18 protein-coding genes and 1 pseudogene are annotated in these 20,381 nt (G+C 57.7%); 11 read left to right on the plus strand and 8 right to left on the minus strand.

What is annotated here, in order from left to right; all coding sequences use genetic code 11:
* Positions 1-52: 52 nt before the first annotated feature.
* Positions 53-481: pseudogene (locus tag BM155_RS17835) on the plus strand (IS5 family transposase); the annotation flags it as partial.
* Between the two features lie 729 nt (positions 482-1,210).
* Here BM155_RS17835 and BM155_RS14225 read toward each other — a convergent pair.
* The 3 genes from BM155_RS14225 to BM155_RS14235 all read right to left on the minus strand — a co-directional run bounded on the left by BM155_RS14225 (position 1,211) and on the right by BM155_RS14235 (position 3,234).
* Positions 1,211-2,002, minus strand: coding sequence for a DUF2884 family protein (locus BM155_RS14225; protein WP_074903860.1), 792 nt, complete (start codon positions 2,000-2,002; stop codon positions 1,211-1,213).
* Positions 2,003-2,170: 168 nt separating this feature from the next.
* Positions 2,171-2,998 carry a transglutaminase domain-containing protein gene (locus tag BM155_RS14230; protein ID WP_067156195.1) on the minus strand — a complete coding sequence of 276 codons (828 nt, stop codon included), beginning with the start codon at positions 2,996-2,998 and terminating at the stop codon, positions 2,171-2,173.
* 5 nt (positions 2,999-3,003) lie between these two features.
* A complete protein-coding gene (locus BM155_RS14235; RefSeq protein ID WP_067156192.1) occupies positions 3,004-3,234 on the minus strand; it encodes a DUF350 domain-containing protein in 231 nt (76 codons plus the stop codon).
* A 127-nt stretch (positions 3,235-3,361) separates the two neighbouring features.
* Here BM155_RS14235 and BM155_RS14240 point away from each other — a divergent pair, with 127 nt between their 5' ends.
* Together BM155_RS14240 and BM155_RS14245 are read left to right on the plus strand one after the other, a co-directional pair.
* Positions 3,362-4,255: an SPFH domain-containing protein gene (locus BM155_RS14240; RefSeq protein ID WP_067156189.1), complete on the plus strand. Its 894-nt coding sequence runs from the start codon at positions 3,362-3,364 to the stop codon at positions 4,253-4,255.
* 12 nt (positions 4,256-4,267) lie between these two features.
* On the plus strand, positions 4,268-4,678 hold the full coding sequence (locus BM155_RS14245; protein WP_067156186.1) for a hypothetical protein: 411 nt from the start codon (positions 4,268-4,270) through the stop codon (positions 4,676-4,678).
* Positions 4,679-4,885: 207 nt separating this feature from the next.
* Here BM155_RS14245 and BM155_RS14250 read toward each other — a convergent pair whose 3' ends face one another.
* The 3 genes from BM155_RS14250 to BM155_RS14260 form a co-directional block, all read right to left on the minus strand.
* Entirely contained in the window at positions 4,886-7,714 is a 2,829-nt protein-coding gene (locus tag BM155_RS14250; RefSeq protein WP_083421213.1) for a M16 family metallopeptidase, read from the minus strand.
* Between the two features lie 233 nt (positions 7,715-7,947).
* Positions 7,948-8,346 carry a globin gene (locus BM155_RS14255; RefSeq protein ID WP_067156181.1) on the minus strand — a complete coding sequence of 133 codons (399 nt, stop codon included), beginning with the start codon at positions 8,344-8,346 and terminating at the stop codon, positions 7,948-7,950.
* Between the two features lie 153 nt (positions 8,347-8,499).
* Complete coding sequence (locus BM155_RS14260) at positions 8,500-9,273, minus strand: alpha/beta hydrolase family protein (protein WP_074903862.1); 774 nt, start codon at positions 9,271-9,273, stop codon at positions 8,500-8,502.
* Between the two features lie 219 nt (positions 9,274-9,492).
* On the opposite strand from BM155_RS14260, the gene BM155_RS14265 reads away from it, so the two are divergent.
* From BM155_RS14265 to BM155_RS14275, 3 genes are all read left to right on the plus strand, one after another.
* On the plus strand, positions 9,493-10,656 hold the full coding sequence (locus tag BM155_RS14265) for a phosphoglycerate kinase (RefSeq protein ID WP_074903864.1): 1,164 nt from the start codon (positions 9,493-9,495) through the stop codon (positions 10,654-10,656).
* A 140-nt stretch (positions 10,657-10,796) separates the two neighbouring features.
* Complete coding sequence (gene fba, locus BM155_RS14270; RefSeq protein ID WP_067156172.1) at positions 10,797-11,861, plus strand: class II fructose-bisphosphate aldolase; 1,065 nt, start codon at positions 10,797-10,799, stop codon at positions 11,859-11,861.
* An 83-nt stretch (positions 11,862-11,944) separates the two neighbouring features.
* On the plus strand, positions 11,945-12,928 hold the full coding sequence (locus tag BM155_RS14275; protein ID WP_067156168.1) for an alpha/beta hydrolase: 984 nt from the start codon (positions 11,945-11,947) through the stop codon (positions 12,926-12,928).
* A 26-nt stretch (positions 12,929-12,954) separates the two neighbouring features.
* On the opposite strand, the gene rarD is transcribed toward BM155_RS14275, so the two are convergent.
* Both rarD and serA read right to left on the minus strand, forming a co-directional pair.
* Complete coding sequence (rarD, locus tag BM155_RS14280; RefSeq protein ID WP_067156164.1) at positions 12,955-13,863, minus strand: EamA family transporter RarD; 909 nt, start codon at positions 13,861-13,863, stop codon at positions 12,955-12,957.
* Between the two features lie 229 nt (positions 13,864-14,092).
* A complete protein-coding gene (gene serA, locus BM155_RS14285; protein WP_067156161.1) occupies positions 14,093-15,325 on the minus strand; it encodes a phosphoglycerate dehydrogenase in 1,233 nt (410 codons plus the stop codon).
* A 137-nt stretch (positions 15,326-15,462) separates the two neighbouring features.
* Here serA and BM155_RS14290 point away from each other — a divergent pair, with 137 nt between their 5' ends.
* The 5 genes from BM155_RS14290 (at position 15,463) to BM155_RS14310 (ending at position 20,281) form a co-directional block, all read left to right on the plus strand.
* Positions 15,463-16,125, plus strand: a complete 663-nt coding sequence (locus BM155_RS14290) for a fumarylacetoacetate hydrolase family protein (RefSeq protein WP_217641552.1) — start codon at positions 15,463-15,465, stop codon at positions 16,123-16,125.
* Positions 16,126-16,230: 105 nt separating this feature from the next.
* The gene (locus BM155_RS14295) at positions 16,231-17,739 is read left to right on the plus strand and encodes an aldehyde dehydrogenase (protein ID WP_067156156.1); all 1,509 of its coding nucleotides are present in this window, start codon (positions 16,231-16,233) and stop codon (positions 17,737-17,739) included.
* A 136-nt stretch (positions 17,740-17,875) separates the two neighbouring features.
* The gene (locus BM155_RS14300) at positions 17,876-18,301 is read left to right on the plus strand and encodes a VOC family protein (protein ID WP_067156152.1); all 426 of its coding nucleotides are present in this window, start codon (positions 17,876-17,878) and stop codon (positions 18,299-18,301) included.
* 256 nt (positions 18,302-18,557) lie between these two features.
* Entirely contained in the window at positions 18,558-19,274 is a 717-nt protein-coding gene (locus BM155_RS14305) for an SIMPL domain-containing protein (RefSeq protein WP_067156149.1), read from the plus strand.
* 227 nt (positions 19,275-19,501) lie between these two features.
* Positions 19,502-20,281, plus strand: a complete 780-nt coding sequence (locus BM155_RS14310; RefSeq protein ID WP_067156146.1) for a TerC family protein — start codon at positions 19,502-19,504, stop codon at positions 20,279-20,281.
* Positions 20,282-20,381 lie beyond the last annotated feature (100 nt).

The following is a 20,381-nucleotide window of genomic DNA, read 5'->3' on the forward strand; positions in this document are numbered from 1 at the left end:
TGTTTTCTGACGGAAGCTTTGCTTCAGCAAAAAAAGGGGCCCAGAGGTCGGAAAAACCAAGCGCGGCAAGGGTTCAAAGTGGATGGTGGTGGTCGATGGCGAAGGTGTTCCACTTGGAAGCACCATTACCTCGGCCTCACCAGCAGAAGTCAAACTGATTGAACCTTTGCTTGAAGTTACGTATGGGAAGACAAAGATACAACGCTTGGTGTATGACAAGGCGGCCGACTCAGATCTTCTGCAGGACCGTTTGGCTAAGCAAGGGATAGACTTGATCTGCCCACATAGAAGCAATCGAAAGAAGCCCGCTAAGCAGGATGGTCGAAAGCTTCGACGATACACGCGCCGCTGGAAGGTTGAGCGAACGTTTGCTTGGCTTGGTAACTTCCGCCGACTTGTTGTTCGCTGGGAAAGGCATGTAACCATCTACAGGGCCTTCTTCTATATTGCGTGCATGCTGATCGCGCTTAGGAAGTTATGAAATAGCTTCTAGTTGATTATGACATGGGGGTTGCACTAAGGCTAAATTCTTCAGTTGAAGAATTATTACAGCAGTTTGAGGCAGACCTAAGTAATTATAAATACAGTCTTCAGGAGGACGCATTGGAAGATGGTGTGCACTGGTTAAAGCCAAGCAAAGAAATTGACCCAGTAAATTGGTTTAACTCACCACGCTGGCAGTATGTTAACACTGCTCTAAAAAATAGCTAAACAAAATGTGAAATCCATCAATTGAAAAAATGATGGAAAGTCTACTGCATATTCAGTTCGCTGTTGCTGGAGCTTGCTATACGGATAAGTAGACCCGGAGTCCGGTGTGGATACAGCTTTATTGGGGTGTGACAGCACTATTAGGAAGCCCGCGACGGTATTTTTCAAAGATAGGAAAAATTTAGGAAGTGACCGGGAGGGGATGGGTAGATGAATCACCCCGGGTCTATCGTAGGCCAACGCTCTTGATAGAGTTAGCCAATGAACAAGAAATATGGATATTGTCCAAAGTGCGGGAATACCGAAATTGGAAGGTAAAAAACTGCTGGAATCAAGTCTGGTGAATTATCTGGGAAGGTATGCCGAAACAGATAGTAAGGCAGTGGATATTCAGAAGAGGTAATTTAGGATTTCCAGATTGTAGTTTCGGCTGTGCTGTTGAGTGTGTCTTATCCGATTAAAAAAGGCCGCGCAGGGCGGCCAATCTTTGGGGGGTATTTTACAATTCGATGTTGATAATGTCGTAGGGCGCCAGTTCAGGAATGGCACTGTGGAGTGTGTTCTCGAGTTGATCGATGGTTTGTAGTTGTCCGCATAGCCGCTCTGCTCTCAGTTCCAGTTGTTTGCCCCGCTGTTCCACTTTTTCTCCCGCTTCTTCCGCAGCCGCTTCGGCTTGTTGTTCGATACTGCGACCGCCGGTGAATACGGCTTTCAGTGCCTGCCAGGCGATGGTGCCGGCGGAGTCCGCGGCCAGCGCTGCGATTTTGGGCTCTAGCTCTTCTTCCACTGTTTGCTCAATTAATGCATCGATATCCGGATCTCCCAAGGTGTAGATTTCCCCCTCTTCGTTGAGCCGGGCTTCAACCCGGCGCAGGAGGTCGTCGGATGCCTGTTGCAGTTCGGCATTGTTTGGGTGGTCAGGCCCGGCGAGTGCGGTGAGGGCGACCGATATGCCGTTTAAGGCCAGGTCGACCGCTTCCAGGGAGACCAGCAATATTTCCCGTCCCGAGCCGTGCAGTTGGCTGTGGTATTCCCGCATCAGCTGCTGCTGGCGGTCGTCGAGTTGTATAGCCTGGCCCTCGATTACCAGTTGGGTCGGTGTTTGGAAGCGTACCGGGATGTCCGCATTCTCACTGTCTTCACGGATTTCCAGGAAGTCGGGGCCGACGCGCACAGTCCGGTTCAGGTCCGCGTTACAGTTGTCGCCCTCACCGGTTGAGAGGTGGATGCCCCCGGCCATGGCGGTGCCCGGCAGAAGTATAGCGGCGGATAGTGCGAGTGGTTTCCACATGGGGTTGGTCTCCGGTTTTCGTCTATTGTCTGTAAGACGGCTTAACCCTGCGTTTGGATGCAGTGGATGAAAAAATTTCTGCGCAGGTGCAGCGGTGTCCGGGCGCGAGTGGAGGGCCTGATGGCAAAGGGGGGGATCAAGGTAAAGGGCTGAGCCCCGTTTGCGGGCTCAGCTGCGGATAAACTGGGACTTTTTCACCCAGTGGCTGCCGCGGTATTTGCGCGTTGGACGAGTGTCTTTCTTGGCCCAGAAGAAGTGGCGATTGAACTGGAATTCGGGCTCGTAGCCTTCTGTCAGCGCCGCCAGCGGCAGTGCCTGCCAGTTGGACAGTCGGCGCTTGCTGGTGGCTTCCAGCAGGTACTCTTTGTTATCGACAATCGCCACCACCCAGGCGTGGCCCTCGCCGTTGTGGGTACCGAGTACCACCCGGGCGTCCACACCCAGCTCAATCAGCCAGTCCGCCAGCAATATGGCGTGGTCTTCGCAGTCGCCCCGTTTTTGGTAGAAGGCCTGGCGGGAGGTCTGCCAGATATCTGTAAGGCCCGCGTACTGTAAGTGGTCGTACTGGTATTCCTTGCGGATGGCGAGGGTATACAGCGGCACCCACAGCTGTTTGGTGTTGAAGGGGCGGAAGCCGACCAGATAGCTGTTGGCGAAGTGGTGTTTGTTGTCCAGGCCGCGGGCCGAGGCGGTGACCTGGGGGATGCCCTGCCAGTTCCACACCGATACATAGGCGCTCTGCTCGCGGCTGCGCCGGGCGACAATCTGTTGAATCGTCTCTTCCGGCAGGGGACGGCTGGTGCCGACAACCCTGACCACACCGTACTGGCGATCCCGCTGGACACTGCCCGGTGCATTGATATTGAGCCGCTGATCGAGCGCTTCTTCCAGTTGCCGTCCGGTAGTTGCCGCTTCCCGCCGCTGTGTCAGTTTCACGGCCAGGTCCGGCAGTGTGAGCAGGGTGCCGAGGCAAGCGATAAAGAGCCAGCCACGCATACCACTTAACCCTTGAGCCCGAAGGATATGATCAGAGCGACGAAGATCAGTATGGTCGAGGCAAAGATGGCCACGGCAATATTGCCGTTTTTCAATTCGCCCTCGATATCCACATGCTTGAGCAGCTTCTTGTCGATTGCGATCAGAGCCGCCATACCGATCAGCAGAGCTAGTAGGGTATAGAGCAGGTTGATCCCCAGGTTAAATAGGGTTGCGGTGATAAATTCCAGTTCCATAAGCTTCTCTGATTGATGAATTACCGGGATACGCTGGCGCAGGCCAAAGGGAAATCACTTGTGCCCCTGTGGCGGCTGACATATCTTATCCTATTTGAAAATTAAAAAAGATATACGGAGATTTTGTATGCGATCAGTATGGGTCTGGATTCTTGTTGTTGTTGCGCTGGGACTCTCCGCCTGCGGAGATCGGGTGGAAGTTCCGCCGGCCCACGTGGGGAAAATACTGACCAAGAATGGCTATAAACCCGAGACGGTGCCACCGTCCAAGTTCCGTCTGGATATGTGTTTCTACTACTGTGACAAGCTGATTACTCTTGCCACAGCCGATTTTGGGCACAGAGAACAATTCCAGTTGTTTATGCCCAAAGATCAACTGAATATGAGTTTCGACGTGCGGATGACGGGCGCTGTCAATAACGAGATGATCGATAATATCTTTGATCGCATTCCTCCGACCAACAACAATATATCGGTCAATCATATATACGGTACCTACGCGCAGCCGGTTATTCGTGATGTTGTGCGCCGGGTGGTTGCCAAGTATTCCATCAATGAGATCGCGTCCAGCCGTGAAGCGCTGAGCCAGGAGTTGTTTTCCGAAGTTAAGGAGGCTCTCAAGGGCACACCGATCGTGATTAAGCGCCTGGGGCTTGCCGATGTACAGTTTCCGAAGGTTATAACCGAAGCCAAAGAGCGCGCTGCCGAGCGCCGCGAGCTGATCGAGCAGGAAAAAGCCCAGTTCGAAATTCAGAAAATTCAAATGGAGCGGGATCTGGAACGGGAGAAGATGAATCGCGCTATCGCCAGGGAAAAAGCTCTGGGACAGAAAGAGGTGAATGATCTGCTGGCGAAATCGGTCACCGACAAGTACTTGGCCTACCGTACCCTGGAGGTGCTCGAAGCCATGGCGGAGTCCGACAACAAGGTGTTTGTGCCGGTGGAAGCGCTGGGTACTATTGGCCTGCAGCAGGCTGTTTTCAGTAATGAAGTCAAGCATGTTGCGAAGAAACGCCAGTAAAGGGGCGCTGTGATGGATTTCAATTCGCAAATTTCCAACTGGCTGGTCGCCGTGCTCGGCGGCCTGGCTTCCTGGGTGGTGATTGCCGCCTGCGCGCTATTGGCCATCAATGTCTTTTTCCGTGTGCGGCTGCTCCACGCACGGGGAGATGGGATGCACTGGTTGCTCGACCGCAGTCTGGTGATCCGCTTTTTATGTCTGTTGTTTTTTATCTGGGTGTTGATCGGTTTCAACAGTAATGCGCCTAAACTGACACTGGCGCCGGATTACAGTGCTGAGCAGCAGGCGATAAAAAACGCGTTGAGCGAGAAAACTGGCGGTGTGCGAGATTTGTCGCCGCGCCGGGAAACAGCCGCTGAAACCAGTGAGCGTTTACAGTCTTTGCGTGAGGCGCAGAAAGAAGAGACTGTCGGAGAGGAATAGGAGCCGTTTGGACGGGGCTTGGATACTGAGCGCTCCGATACCAGTGAAAGCACCCGGAATCATCAAGAGTGCCTCGGGGCGCTCAGGCAGTAGGTGGACAGCGCAAATATGCCGGATACAGAAGATACGTGCCTTATTTGTGCCGTCCATTTTCTGATCGGGCCCCTGAGTCAGCAGCACTGTTGCTGATGACTCAGAGGTGACTTCTCAGTTCGCGGCCAGGGACGGCATCCGGTTGCCGTCGGCATCCAGCTCCGCAATGGGGCCGATATTCAGGCTGCGGATCTTTTTCTCGATCTTTTTCTTATCCCCCACAATCACCCAGGTGAACTGATCCGGTTTGATGATCTGCCGCGCCAGGTCGTGAATGGTCTCCAGATCGGTGTTGCGGATCAGTTCGGCGTAGCCGTTCATGTAGTTCAGTGGCCGCTCATAGGTAACCATGCTCGCAACCGCACCGGAGACTGCTTGTATGGTTTCAAAGCGCCCTGGTAGTTCATTGATGCGCTTGGCTTTTACCTTGCTGAGTTCTTCCTCGGTGGCTGGCGCATTGCCGATATAGGAGCGCAGTTCCTTTTGCAGTTCTGTCAGGGATTCCGCGGTTTTATCGGTCTGCACTGGTGCGTAGACCAAAAGCGGCTGTTGGCTCTTGGCGCCGGTGAAGAAAGAGTAGGCTCCATAGGCCCAGTGTTTCTCCTCGCGCAGATTCATATTGATGCGCGCAGTGAAGGTACCGCCGAGGATGTCGTTCATCATGTGCAGGGCTTCGCGCTCGGGGGTTTTTTCCGAGGGCGCCAGAAGGCCGCCGATAATGATGGACTGTTCGGAGCCGGGTTTGTCAATTAGGAAGACACTGGCTTTTTCCGGGTGCGCCACTTCCGCTAGGTTTTTCTGTGGCAGAGGAACGTCCGGTGCGCGCCAGTCGGCAAAGTGGTTTTCCAGTTTTTGTACCAGCGTGTCCAGGGTGATATCGCCCACGGCAACCAAGGTGGCGTTGTCCGGACGCATCCAGGTGCGGTGGTAGTCGACCAGGTCTCCGCGGGTCAGGGATGCGATGGATTCCTCGGTACCGGAGCCGGTGAGAGGCACGCCGTAGGCGTGGTCTTTGCCGTAGAGCAGCGGCGGCAGACTGCGCAATGCCATGTCCATTGGCCGGGTTTTTTCCTGCTGTATGGCGGCGATCCAGCGGCTGCGCTTGCGTTCGATTTCCTCGTCGGAGAAGGCCGGGTTTAGCACTATATCGGCGAAGAGTGCCAGAGAATCGTCCAGGTTGACGGTGAGGGCATTCAGGCGCACTTCTGAGGTATCGATAGCCGCGAAGGCCGAGATGCGCGCGCCCAGCATTTCCTCGCGGGCGGAGATTTCCAGTGCGCTCAAGTCTGAGGTGCCTTCTTTCAACATGGACATGGCGTAGCTGGAGGAGCCCAGTTTTTTGCCCTGGTCGGCGGCATAACCGGCGTCAAAGATCAGGCGCAGGTCCACGATTGGTACAGTGTTGCGTTCTGCCAGTACGACTTTCAGTCCGTTGGACAATTCCGCCGTTTGCAGTTCCGGGAAGGGCACGGAAGGGAATTCGCCGGTATCCGGCAGCTTGGATCTGTCGGCGCCGCTGTCGGCCACTTTGTATTCCGGGAAGGGGTGTACTTCCAGGTTGTAGTCGCCGCTTGAGAGCCATTTCTGAGCCGCGGCCTGCACTTGCTGCGGCGACAGTTTCTGTTTCTCGGCCAGGGCCTCCATGTAGGCGGTGGGGTTGTTCAGATAGAGTTCGCCCCGGGCGAGTATTACGCCTTTGCCGTTCCAGCCGCCGACCTGTTCCAGGTTGCGCGCGTAAGTGGCGTACTCGCTCATATTGACTCGTGCCAGCTCCTCCGCGGTTGGCCCCTCTTCCAGGAAGCGCTGCAACTCCTCTTCAATCGCTGATTCCACTTGGGACAGCTCGACGCCGGGTTTGGCATCGGCGACTACCCGGAAAATCGAGGCCAGCTCGAATTCGTCAACGGTGGCGTACACTCGGGTGGCGATCTGGTCCTGATAAACCAAGCGCTTGTAGAGGCGCGAGTTCTTGCCGTCACCGAGCACCGCTGCGGCCAGGGCCATAGCGCCGGCATCTTCGTGTCCCAGGTTGGGGGTGTTCCACACCTTGTACAGGCGCGACTGCGCCACCCGGTCGTACATTTGCTCGCGCTTGGTTTCGTCTCGCTTGGCGATCCAGGCCTTCTTCTTGATTAGCGGCGGCCCGGCGGGAATGTCGCCGAAGTATTTACTCACTTTCTCCCTGGCCGTTTCTACGTCGATATCACCAGCCAGAACCAACACTGTATTGGCGGCACCGTAGTAGGTTTTGAACCACTGGTGCACATCGTCCAGGCTGGCTGCGTTCAGGTCCTCCATGCTGCCGATGGTGGTCCAGGAGTAGGGGTGGCCTGCGGGGAATATGGCGGCTTGCATCTTTTCCCAGACCTTGCCGTAGGGCTGGTTCTGGCGCTGGCGTTTCTCGTTCTGGACCACGCCGCGCTGCTCGTCCAGCTTCTCCTGGGTGATGGCGCCGAGCAGGTGGCCCATGCGGTCCGACTCCATCCACAGCGCCATGTCCAGTGCGTTGCTGGGGACGGTTTCAAAGTAGTTGGTGCGGTCCAGCCAGGTGGTGCCGTTCATACCGGTGGCCCCGGCCTGCTCGAAGGGTTTGAAGTATTCGTCGTTGTAGTTTTCCGAACCGTTGAACATCAGGTGTTCAAACAGGTGGGCGAAACCGGTGCGGCCGGGCTTTTCATCCTTGGAACCCACGTGGTACCAGACCCCCACAGATACGATCGGTGCCTTGCGGTCTTCGTGCACGATGACCCGCAGCCCGTTGGGCAGGGTGAACTTTTCGTAGGGGATGTTCAGTGCCTCGGTGGCGGCCTGGGTGGTGCTCAACTGTGTCTGGGGAGCGGGCGTTGAGGAGTCGGCGGATGCGTCGGGCTTCGGCGCCTCGCCGCAGGCGCACAGGGCCAGTGACAGCGCCAGAGGAGCCCAGCGCAAATTTGCGGTCTTCATAGCGGTTTCCTTGCTTGTAGTTGTTGTCCCGAAACTGCCATACCGGCGCTTCGGGAGACCGCCGGCGACAGGGGCCGGTTTCAGCCCCTGTCGCTGTGCACCGGCATCCAACCGGCTGCGGCATCCCTGCGCGCTGTAGGAAATGATGGGGTGGCAGTTTCCGTTCGGATTTTATACCGGCCCTGTGCGGGGCTGGCAAACCGCTACCGGACGCAGGGTGACCGCTGTGCGTCTCAGTAGGCTCCGCGAATGATCTCGATGCCCGGTTGAATCGCTCTGCGCCAGGCGGATTCAACGGTGTCGGAGAACTCCGGGTCGTGCCGGCGCAGTGTTTTCATCAGCGCTTCCAGCCACAGGTGATAGAAGTCCGGGCGAACATTGTAACCCCTGCGGGAGTGACTCTCGCCGAGAGCGCGCAGCTTGGTGTCGGGCAGGCCGCGGGCGTGCAGCACCAGCTGCATAATGCCGTTGCGCAGCAAGTGGCGCTGCTGTTTCATGTCGGTTTCAGTGAACATAGCGCGGACTTCTTCGGAGCTGCTCATAAAGAAGTCGTAGAAGTCGACAAAAAACTGTTCGTTGTTGCAGCATCGTCCGTAGCTTTGAAAAACGATATCGCTATCGGCTGGGTCCATTGCGGATACTCCCTGTGATGATTACGCATGGTTTTTGTAGGGTTATGCCGCGCGGATTCTAGCGGCGGGGGGGACGGGCGCAAGGACTTTTTTTGCCGCTGCCATTGTGCAATTCGCTGCGCGGTCCTCCTGGGCGCGCGGATGTGGGTGGATTTAACCCCGTTCCCCGGACAGATAGGGCTCGGCCCAGGCGGCCAAAGTGTTGGCCAGGTAGTCCGCGTCCGCGCGCCGGGTCAGCAGGTGGTCGGCCCGGTCCAGGCTGATAAAGCTCTTTGGGTGCCTGGCACGGTTGTAGATTTCCGCTGCCTCATCGATGGACACCGTTCTGTCCACAGGCGAGTGATAGATCAGCAAAGGCCGGCCGAGATCGCCGATATAGTCTGCCTTGTGTTTGTCCAGATCATCGAGAAATTGTTTTTTGATGACAAAGGGACGCCCGGCCAGTTCCACCTCGGCTTGACCCTGGTGGCGGATAGTGTCCAGGGTGCAGGCGAACTGCTTGACCACGTGATCCGGGCTTGCTGGCGCGGCGATGGTGACAATGGCCCTGGCTTCCGGGATATCCCCCGCGGCGGCTAGTACCGCGGCGCCGCCGAGGCTGTGGCCGATCAACAGGTCCACCGGCCGGTGGACCTTGCGCAGAAAGCCCGCGGCGCATAGCAGGTCTTCTACATTGGAAGAAAAATTGGTATCGGCGAAACTGCCTTGGCTTTCGCCCAGGCCTGTGAAGTCGAAGCGCAGTACCGCGATGCCGAGATCCGCCAAGCGGCGCGCGACGCGCGAGGCGGAGAGCACGTCTTTACCACAAGTGAAGCAGTGGGCGAAGAGTGCATAGGCCCGCGGTTCGCGCCCTTCCGGCATTTCCAGTATGCCCGCCAGGCGGGCGCCGTTGCCGCCGGGAAACTCGACCTTGTGCCGCTTTGACATACACACCTCTTCTTTACCGGGACGCTTTCCACAGTGCCCATTGTATTACGCCGATGCGTGGACGCTATGGCAAAGTCTTCAGTCCGCGGCTTGTGGCTGGTCGTAATTCAACTACACAGGGGCTTGGTATACTCGGCGCCGGTGGGCGGTAAGCGCGCATCGGCTTATAATCCGCGCCCACTTTTCAGTTACTCACAGTCACAGCAAGGGGATTGGCGAATGGCGGTTAAATTGATGAAGGATCTGGATTTGGCGGGCAAGCGCCTATTGATCCGTGAAGATCTCAACGTTCCAATCAAGGATGGAGCGGTCACATCCGACACCCGTATCCGAGCGGCACTGCCCACCATTGAGGCCGCCATCAATGCCGGTGCCAAGGTGCTGTTGATGTCTCACCTGGGGCGACCCACTGAGGGCGAGTATGACGAGGCGTTTTCCATGCGGCCAGTGGCTGACCACTTGAGTACACTGCTCGGCCGCGAAGTGAAGCTGGTCAAGGAGTGGCGGAACGGCGTCGAATTGGCGGATGGCGAAGTGGCGTTGCTGGAAAACGTGCGCTTTAACCCCGGTGAAAAGAAAGACGACGAGGCCCTGGCCAAAGCCTACGCCAGTCTGTGCGACATCTTCGTGATGGACGCTTTCGGAACCGCCCACCGCGCTCAGGCATCCACCCACGGTGTGGCCAAATTCGCGCCCGTCGCCTGTGCTGGCCCGCTGCTGGCTGCCGAGCTCGATGCTTTGGAAAAGGCGCTGGCAAATCCGGCGCGCCCCATGGTGGCCATCGTCGGCGGCTCCAAGGTCTCCACTAAACTGACAGTGCTGGAGAGCCTGGCCGACAAGGTGGACCAGCTGATTGTGGGCGGGGGCATCGCCAATACCTTCCTCGCCGCCAGCGGCAAGCCAGTGGGCAAATCTCTGTGTGAACACGACTTGGTGGACACCGCCAAGGCTCTGATGGACAAGTGCGATATTCCGCTGCCGGAGGATGTGGTGACCGGCAAGGAGTTCAGCGAATCCGCCGCCGCCGAGACCAAGTCCGCCGCCGATGTGGCTGAAGACGATATGATTTTCGATATAGGCCCGCAGTCTTCCGACAAGCTGGATGAGATTTTGAAAGAGGCCAAAACCATTATCTGGAACGGCCCGGTGGGGGTGTTTGAGTTCGATCAGTTTGGCGGCGGTACCGAGCGCCTGGCTCAGGCCATCGCCGATAGCGATGCTTTCTCCATCGCCGGCGGCGGCGACACCCTGGCCGCGGTGGACAAATACGGTATTGCGGACAAAGTCTCCTATATATCCACCGGCGGCGGCGCCTTCCTGGAATATGTGGAAGGTAAAAAACTACCGGCCGTGGCAGTACTCGAAAGCCGCGCCGCCGATTAATAATTGGCCAATTCAATCATCTGAATACCCCCTCCCGGGGCGAGGTATCTTCTGGCCCCGGGAGCGAATTCACTAAAAGCGCTTTAGCGACTAAAAAATAATTATTTCAATACCTACAGACGACGAGAAAGGAAGATTCCATGGCCCTAATCAGCTTGCGCCAGTTGCTGGACCACGCCGCCGAACACGGCTACGGCGTGCCCGCGTTCAATGTCAATAACATGGAACAGATGCGCGCGATCATGGAGTCCGCGCAGCAGACGGACTCCCCGGTGATCGTGCAGGCTTCCGCCGGTGCGCGCAAATACGCTGGTGCCCCGTTCCTGCGGCACCTGGTGCTCGCCGCGATTGAGGAGTTCCCGCATATCCCGGTGGTGATGCACCAGGATCACGGCACCAGTCCGGCCGTGTGCCAGCGCTCTATCCAGCTGGGTTTCAGTTCGGTGATGATGGACGGTTCCCTGCTGGAGGACGGCAAGACACCAGCCTCCTATGAATACAATGTGGACGTCACCCGCCGCGCGGTGGAGATGGCTCACGCCTGCGGTGTATCCGTCGAAGGCGAGCTGGGCTGCTTGGGCTCCCTGGAAACCGGTATGGCCGGCGAAGAGGACGGTGTCGGCGCAGAGGGCAAACTGTCCCATGAGCAATTGCTGACCGATCCGGAAGAGGCCGCGGATTTTGTCCAGAAGACCAAGGTGGATGCTCTGGCCATCGCCTGCGGTACCAGCCACGGCGCCTATAAATTTACCCGTCCGCCCACTGGGGATATCCTCGCTATCGACCGCATCAAGGAAATCCACGCACGCATCCCCGACACCCACCTGGTGATGCACGGTTCTTCCTCAGTGCCACAAGAATGGCTGAAGGTCATCAACGATTTCGGTGGAGAAATTCCGGAAACCTACGGTGTGCCGGTGGAGCAAATTTGCGAGGGCATCAAGCACGGCGTGCGCAAGGTCAACATCGACACCGACCTGCGCCTCGCCTCCACTGGCGCGGTGCGCCGCTTCCTGGCTCAGAACCCTTCGGAGTTCGACCCGCGCAAATTCCTCAAGGAGAGCGTCAAGGCGATGAAGGAAATCTGCGTGGCCCGCTACGAGGCGTTTGGCACCGCCGGTAATGCCAGCAAGATTCGCCCGGTCAGCCTGGAGGCGATGAGTCAGCGCTACGAATCCGGCGAACTGGAACCGCAGATCAAGTAGAACGCCGCGGGCGTTTGCCGCAGGGGTGGCCGCCACCCCTGCTTCCTCCCTGCCGCCTTGCAAAATGCAGTACCATTGCGTCAATGGATCTTCTGCAAGATATCACCACCGTTGAACACAGCCCGGTCATTCGGCGCCCGGACTACTCGGCCCTTCGCGATCAGTTGCCGGAGCTGGACTTCAGCAGTGCCGATGAAGGCCCCCTGCTGCCGGCACTGCAGGAGTACCGCAATTTCTATAATCTGCACTTTCCGCAGGCGTCCAGGACCGGTGTTGGCACCTTTGCGGCCGCGGGGTTCGAGCTGGTGGCCCAGTACTGGCTGGTGGAAAAGCCCCGCGGAACCCTTTTTATCTGCCACGGGTATTTCGACCACACCGGAGTCTACGGCCCGGCGGTGCGCTTTGGGCTCGAGCGCGATTTGAACGTGGTGATCTTCGATTTTCCCGGTCACGGCCTGTCCAGTGGGGAGCCCGTGGCGATAGACACCTTTCTGCAATACCGTCAGGTTTTGCAGGTGTTACTGCAAAAAGCCCGGGATAAATTATCCGGCCCCTGGCACGCCATGGGGCAAAGTACCGGTGGCGCTGCGCTGCTGGCATACCTGCAGTACAGCCGCTGGCAGCCATTCGATAAAATTTTTCTGCTGGCGCCACTGGTGCGCCCGGCGCGCTGGCATGTGCGCAAGTGGATGTACTACCTGGGCCGCTTTTTCCTGGTGGCGCCCGACCGGGGTTTCAATATCAACACTCACGACGCCGAGTTCGCGCGCCGTCAGGCACATCGGGACCCCTTGCAGTCGCGGGTGATCTCCATGCGCTGGCTCGGTGCCATGGTGGACTGGCTGAAGACCTTTCCCGCCACGGCGAAAAATCCCAAGCCCATTCTGGTGGTGCAAGGCACCGGCGATGAGACAGTGTCCTGGCGCTACAACATGCGCGCAATACGCGACCGCTTCCCCAATAGCCGCCGCGTGATTATACGCGGTGCCCGCCATCAAATGATTAACGAGACCCAGCCCTATCGGCACCAGATTCTCAAGGCGCTGGACGACTGGCTTAATCGCTAACGGGGCGGGGCAGCCGCGTCGGTGAATCAGACCAACGCCTTTTTCTGCTGCCGCATCTTCCGGCGTTGTGCCAGGGCGTCCGCAGTATAGAGCAGCAGCCCCGACCACACGCAGGCGAAGGTAATCACCTTGCCTTCGCCAAAGGGCTCGTGGAACACCAGCGTTGCGAGCAGCAGCATCAGGGTTGGCCCCAGGTACTGCAGAAAGCCGAGGGTGGAAAGATTCAGCCGACGCGCGGCGATATTGAACAACAGCAGCGGCGTCAGAGTAATGGGGCCGGCCAGTAGCAAGAGGCCGTTGGTCCGCCAGTCGTTGGCGAGCAAGTTGCTGCTGGGGCTGTCGGACCACAAAAGGTAAGCCAAGGCTGGCAGCAACATATACAGGGTCTCTATGGTGAGGCCGGTCAGGCTGTCCACCGGTGCGCGCTTGCGCACCAAACCGTAAAAGCCGAATGACAATGCCAGCAGTAGAGCCACCACTGGCACCCTGCCAAATTGCCAAAGCTCGTGAGCGATACCTATCACCGCCAGCACAACGGCCAGCCACTGCAGGCGCCGCAGCCTTTCCCCAAGAATCAGCACGCCGAGTAGGACGTTAACAATCGGATTGATGTAATAGCCGAGGCTGGCATCCAGCAGATGGGCGTTGGTGATGGCCCAGATAAACACCAGCCAGTTGCTACCGATCAAGAGGGTGGACAGGGCCAGAATGCGCATTTTCTTGCCGTCGCGCAGGGTTGCGGAGACATCGGAGAGGCGGCCGATCAGGACGAGAACCCCCACGGCCAGCACCAGTGACCAGATGCTGCGATGGGCGAGAATTTCCACAGCGGGAATCCCGTCTAATAGATTGAAGTACAGCGGCGCCAGCCCCCAGATAAGGAAGGCGGCAACGCCGGCGAGCAAGCCGGTTGCGGCGGAGTCGTGATTACGCAAAGAGGTACACCTGATTATGGAAGGGCGGCGGCGCCGCCGGAGCGAAGAGGCGCTATTTTAGGAGGGAGCGGACGTCACCATCAATCCTCCTTGAGAGCGCAGCAGAAGGTCCCGTGCACTCACTGGGTGCTCAAAAAACGCCGGCTCCGGATGAGGAACCCGTGCGAATGCATCGGAGCTTCCCCACCGGAGCCGTTTTGTTTCCCGAAGTGCGTTTTGCCTAGGCGTCTTAGAAGAGTACGCGGCAGCGCAGCGTGCCGGGAATATTTTTCAGCTTCTCCAGCGCCAGATCTGAGTATTCCGCGTCTACATCGATTACCACGTAACCGAGGGTTTCGTTGGTCTGCAGGAACTGCGCAGAGATATTGATGTTGTTCTCCGAGAACACCTGGTTGATGGCGCTGAGCACTCCGGGAACATTGCGGTGGATGTGCAGCAGGCGATGCGCGCCCACATGACCCGGCAGCGCCACTTCCGGGAAGTTGACTGAACTGGTGGTGGTGCCATTGTCGGAGTAGTAGGCCAGCTTCTCCGCCACTTCTATGCCGATATTTTCCTGCGCTTCCATGGTGGAACCACCGATGTGGGGTGTGAGCAGGGCATTATCGATTCCGCGCAGCGGCGATACGAACTCGTCGTCATTGCTGCGCGGCTCCACCGGAAATACGTCGATGGCCGCACCGGCCAGGTGGCCACTCTTCAGCGCTTCCGCAAGGGCCTCTATGTCCACCACGGTGCCGCGGGAGGCGTTTAGCAATATCGCACCGGGCTTCATGCGGGCGATTTGCTTGGGCCCCATCATCATCTTGGTGGAAGGCAGTTCCGGTACGTGCAGCGACACAACGTCCGCCTCGCCCAGCAGTTCATCCAGCGAGCTGATTTGTACTGCGTTGCCCAGCGGCAGTTTGGTGACCACATCGTAGAAGATCACGCGCATGCCCAGGGCTTCCGCTAGCACCGAAACCTGAGAGCCGATGGCGCCGTAGCCGATAATGCCCAGGGTCTTGCCGCGGGCTTCGAAGGCACCGGCGGCGGATTTCATCCAGCCGCCGCGGTGGCAGGCGGTGTTTTTGGCCGGGATACCGCGCAGAGTCAATATGGTTTCGGCAATAATCAATTCCGCCACACTGCGGGTGTTGGAGTAGGGCGCATTGAAAACGGCGATGCCCAGCTCTGTGGCCGCCTTGAGATCCACCTGGTTGGTGCCGATGCAGAAACAGCCGATGGCGACCAGTTTGCGCGCACTTTCCAGAACCTTGCGGGTCAGCTGGGTGCGGGAACGAATGCCGATAAAGTGGACATTGGATATTTTCTCAATCAGCTGGTCTTCCGGCAGCGAGGTCTTGAGGTACTCCACATTGGTATAGCCACGGGACGCAAGCAGATCGACGGCGGACTGGTGTACGCCCTCAAGCAGCAAAATGCGAATCTTGTCTTTTTGCAAAGAAGTTTGTGGAGTCATATACACTCTCTTGACTGATGGCGAGGGAACAAGCGGTAAAATTTTCGACTGCCGGGGGCCCGGCGAAGGCGCGATCATACCACAAGCGCCCTGGAGCGCTTTATTCGAAATGCCTATCACAACTATCTAATTTTATGATGTACAGACACCATTACACCTGCGGCACTCAAATGCCGCTCAGTCCGGGCAAGATCGTCTGTGTGGGCCGTAATTATGCCGCCCACGCCGCCGAGCTCGGCAACCCGGTTCCAGAGGAGCCGCTGCTGTTTATTAAGCCGGCCACCGCAGCGGTGCCCATGGCCGAGCCGATTCGCCTCCCCGCGGGGCGGGGCAGCTGTCACTTTGAGGGGGAGTTGGCACTGCTGATCGGCGAGCGGCTCACGGGAGCCACTCCCTCGGAAGTGCCGGCCGCCATCGCCGGTTTGGGGCTGGCGCTGGACCTCACTTTGCGCCAGCTGCAGTCCCAGCTGAAAAAAGACGGCCATCCCTGGGAAAAGGCCAAGGGCTTCGACGGCGCCTGTCCTCTGTCGCCTTTCGTGAAATTGGGCTCTATTCCAGACTGGGGTGACCTCACCTATTCCCTGTGGTTGAACGGCGAACTGCGCCAACGCGGAGAGACGGCGCTGATGCTGACACCCATCCCCGAGCTGGTGGCCTATATCAGCGCTTATTTCACGCTGATGCCCGGCGATGTGGTGCTCACCGGCACACCGGCCGGTGTGGGCGAACTGCAGAGTGGTGACCGCATTGCGATGCAGCTGGAGGACGACTGGTTGCGGGTGGAAACCCGAGTGGATTGAGCGGCCTGCAGGGACTCCCATTTGTGGGGTTACTGATATGCTTTGATTTGTGATCACATTTTGGTATAAGCCGAACAATGATTCAGGTCTGACAAGAGGTGTGCCATGGCAGCGCAACAACCGATCCCCCAAACCCTGCAGGAGTGGCAGGCTCTGGCCGCCGCTTTGGAAATTGAAAGCCGCGCGTTTATCAATGGCGAATATGTGGATGCCCTCGGCGGCCGGACCCGGCCGACCGTCAACCCGGCGGATGGCAGTGAACTGGCACAGGTGGCCAGCTGCGGTCCCGAAGACGCCAAAGTCGCGGTGGAGGTTGCCCGCCGTACTTTCGAGTCTGGGGTCTGGTCTGCAATGCCGCCCATGGAGCGCAAAAAGATCCTGGTGCGTTTTGCCGAGCTGATCGAGCGGGACAAAATCGAAATCGCGCTGTTGGAAAGCCTGGATGCGGGCAAGCCGATCAGCGACACGGTAAACGTAGATGTCCCCGGTGCGATCACCACAATCCGCTGGAGTGGTGAGGCCATCGACAAGATTTACGACGAAGTGGCGCCCACCGGACCGGACGAACTGGCCCTGGTGCAGCGCATGCCTCTGGGGGTGGTTGCGGCCATAGTGCCCTGGAACTTTCCTCTCTCCACCACCGCCTGGAAGCTGGGGCCGGCGCTCGCCACCGGCAACAGTGTGATCTTAAAACCCGCTTCCAATACGCCGCTGACGGCGATCAAGCTGGCGGGGCTGGCCAAGGAGGCGGGTCTGCCGGACGGTGTGTTGAACGTTCTGCCGGGCCCCGGTTCCACCCTCGGCAAAGCCCTGGGCCTGCACATGGACATCGACTGCCTCACCTTCACCGGCTCCACCGCCGTGGGCAAAACCCTGACGGAGTATGCCGGCCAGTCCAACCTGAAACGCACATTTCTAGAGCTGGGGGGCAAGAGTCCCAATATTGTTTTCGCCGACGCGGACCTGGACAAGGCCGCCGAGGCCGCCGCTCTGGCGATCTTCTACAACCAGGGCGAGACCTGCACCGCAGGCTCGCGTCTGCTGGTGGAAAAGTCCATCGCCGACGAATTTATCCGCAAGGTGGCCGCAGCCGCGGAGCGTTTCCAACCGGGCCATCCACAGGACCCCAACACGGTGATGGGGGCCCTGATTGATCAGAGCCAGTTCGATACCGTTGAGTTCTACGTGGCCAAAGGTCTGGAACAGGGGGCGCAGCTGGTGTGCGGCGGCAAGCCGGCGGATGTGGTGGCCGGTGGTTACTACTATCAACCGACCATCTTCCGCGGTGTCAGTGGCGATATGACCATCGCGCGCGAGGAAATTTTCGGCCCGGTGTTGTCAGTGATCGAATTCGAGACAGAGGCGGAGGCGCTGCGCATCGCCAATGACTCCATTTACGGCCTGGCCGCCGGTGTCTGGACTCACAATCTCGGCCGCGCGCACCGCATGGCCCGCGGTCTCCGCGCCGGCTCCGTATGGGTGAACAACTATTTCGGCGGTGATATCACCGTGCCTTTCGGTGGCTTCAAGCAGTCCGGCAATGGCCGCGACAAGTCTTTGCATGCGCTGGATAAATACTGCGAGTTGAAGTCCACCTGGATCGATTTGGGTTAATTGTACTGTTACTTACAAAGGCCGCGGCAGCGGCCTTTTTTATGGCGTAGATTGGCTGGCGTTTGCGAACCCCGATACTCTAGTGAGGATTATGGACCCGCTGCGAATCGCAGTGCACGCTTGAAAGGAGAACACCATGGAGTTTCTGATTAATATCGATGTTGATGACCTGCCCCGTGCCATTGATTTTTATCAGAGCGCCTTCGGTCTGCGCCCGGGGCGCAGTTTCGGAGCTTCTGGAATGGAGATGCTCGGCGGCAACGCGCCCCTCTATCTTTTGGCGAAGGCGCCTGGCTCCCAAGCCAGCGAGGGCCAGCGGAGGAATTACCGGCGCCACTGGACACCGGTGCACCTGGACATGGTGGTAGACGATGTGGAAGCCGCCGTTGACCGGGCGGTGGCTGCCGGCGCAAAACTGGAAGGAGAAATTCGGGTAAACAGCTGGGGGGCGATTGCCACACTGTCCGATCCCTTCGGCCACGGTTTTTGCCTGTTGGAATTTCGCGGCCGCGGTTACGATGCACTGGCTCAGGAGCCTTCTGGCCAAGGAACCTCTGATTAATTCGCGTGAACACTATGGTAGCTTCCGGGGCGCTCAGGCAATAGGACGGATATTTCGAAAACGCACGAGTACTTCCCTGTAGCTCCGACGGATACATCCCTGTATCCGACGGTTTCGAAATATCCGTCCTATCACCTGAGCTTCATATCCGTCCCTGAAGAATTTCTGCCACCAGAAAGTGATTTAATCAGAGGTTCCCTAAGGCGCCTTTGACTCTGCGCTCCTCCAAGGATTTGTACAATTTCGGAGAACAAAAATGAATACACGAAATACTGTGCCTGCACTGCTGCTCGGTGTTGGCGTACTATTGGGATTCGCCGCCCTCGGTTTCCTTTTCGGCAACGCTGTGGAAAAGTTCAAGAGTTACGAGCGCACTGTTACCGTTAAAGGTTTGGCGGAGCGGGAGGTGCCGGCGGATATTGTGATTTGGCCCATCCAGTTCACGGCGGCGAGTAACGATTTACCTTCCCTCTACCAGAATATTGCCGCCAGCAGTGCGCGCATCGAACGATTTCTGAACGATCAGGGGATTGATCCGGATGAGGTCACCGTATCTCTGCCGGCCATCACTGATAAGCTGGCCCAGCAGTACGGCGGACAGCGAGCGGAGTTCCGCTATTCCGCACTGCAGACGGTCACTGTTTACTCGGATCAGGTGGACAAGGTACGCGAGGCCATGCAAAAACTCGCGGACCTCGGCAAGGAGGGGATCGCCTTTTCCCAGGGCAATTACCAGGGGCAGATCGAGTACATCTATACCGGTCTGAACGATATCAAACCGGAGATGGTTGAGCAGGCCACTCTCGAAGCACGGTTGGTCGCGCAGAAGTTTGCCGAGGACTCGGACAGTGTCCTCGGCAAGATCAAGCGTGCCTCCCAGGGCCAGTTCAGTATTCGGGACAGGGATAAAAACAACCCTCACATTAAAAAAGTGCGTGTGGTATCGACGGTAGAGTATTACTTGTCAGACTGAGAGTGGTGAGGGGCCGCCGAAAATGGGCCATTGTCACTGTACCGAACGGTTTCGGAATGTCGCTCCCATCACCTGAATTCCTTATCTTGAGGCAAAGCCACTCTACAGCCGGGAAGCGAATGAATCAGAGTTCGCCAAACAAAAATCACTCGGGCTGCAGGGAAGCGCGTGAGGGAATAAAATAGCCTCTTCAAATAAACTCCCTTTGTAAAAAAAGGAAATTTCCTATGTTTGAATGGGTGGCTAACCCCGAGGCCTGGATTGCGCTGGTGACACTGGCGGCGCTTGAGATAGTTCTCGGCATTGACAATATTATCTTTATTTCCATCCTCGTCGGCCGCCTGCCGGAAAAGCAGCGCGAGCCGGCGCGTTATATCGGCTTGACCCTGGCCATGGTCACACGCTTACTCCTTTTGTTTTCCATTGTTTGGGTGATGGGATTGGTGGAGCCCTGGTTTACTGTGTTAGGGCAGGAGATCTCTGGACGGGATCTGATTCTGATTGGGGGCGGCCTCTTCTTGTTGGCCAAGGCTACCCACGAAATTCACAACAGCTTGGAAGGTGTCGATGGCGGCGGTGGTGAGGTGGCTACCGCCGGTTTTGGTATGGTACTGGTGCAGATTGCGATTCTGGATATCGTTTTCTCACTGGATTCGGTGATTACCGCAGTGGGCTTGGTGGACGAGATCTCCATTATGGCGGTGGCCATTGTGCTGGCGGTGATAGTGATGCTGGTAGCGGCTAAATCTATCGGCGATTTTGTCGACCGGCATCCGACGGTGAAGATGCTGGCGTTGTCTTTTCTGATCATGGTTGGTTTAACTCTGATTGTGGAAGGCTTCGATGTACATGTGCCCAAGGGGTATATCTACTTTGCCATGGCCTTTTCGGTGGCGGTGGAAATGCTCAACCTGCGTCTGCGCAAGCGGCAGCAAGCGCGCCCCGTGGCGCTGCACAGCCCTTACCGTGAGGAGAGCACGAAAATAGCAGAAGGCAATTCCGATTAATTCGCTCGGAAGGCCCGGAGAGACCTTGCGGCTGGCTGAGTTGTGGATAGATGAAAAGGACCTTCCGGCGCCGTCGGATACAGGCCGTATCCGGCGGTGC

Source organism: Microbulbifer thermotolerans, assembly GCF_900112305.1.
GTDB lineage: Bacteria > Pseudomonadota > Gammaproteobacteria > Pseudomonadales > Cellvibrionaceae > Microbulbifer > Microbulbifer thermotolerans.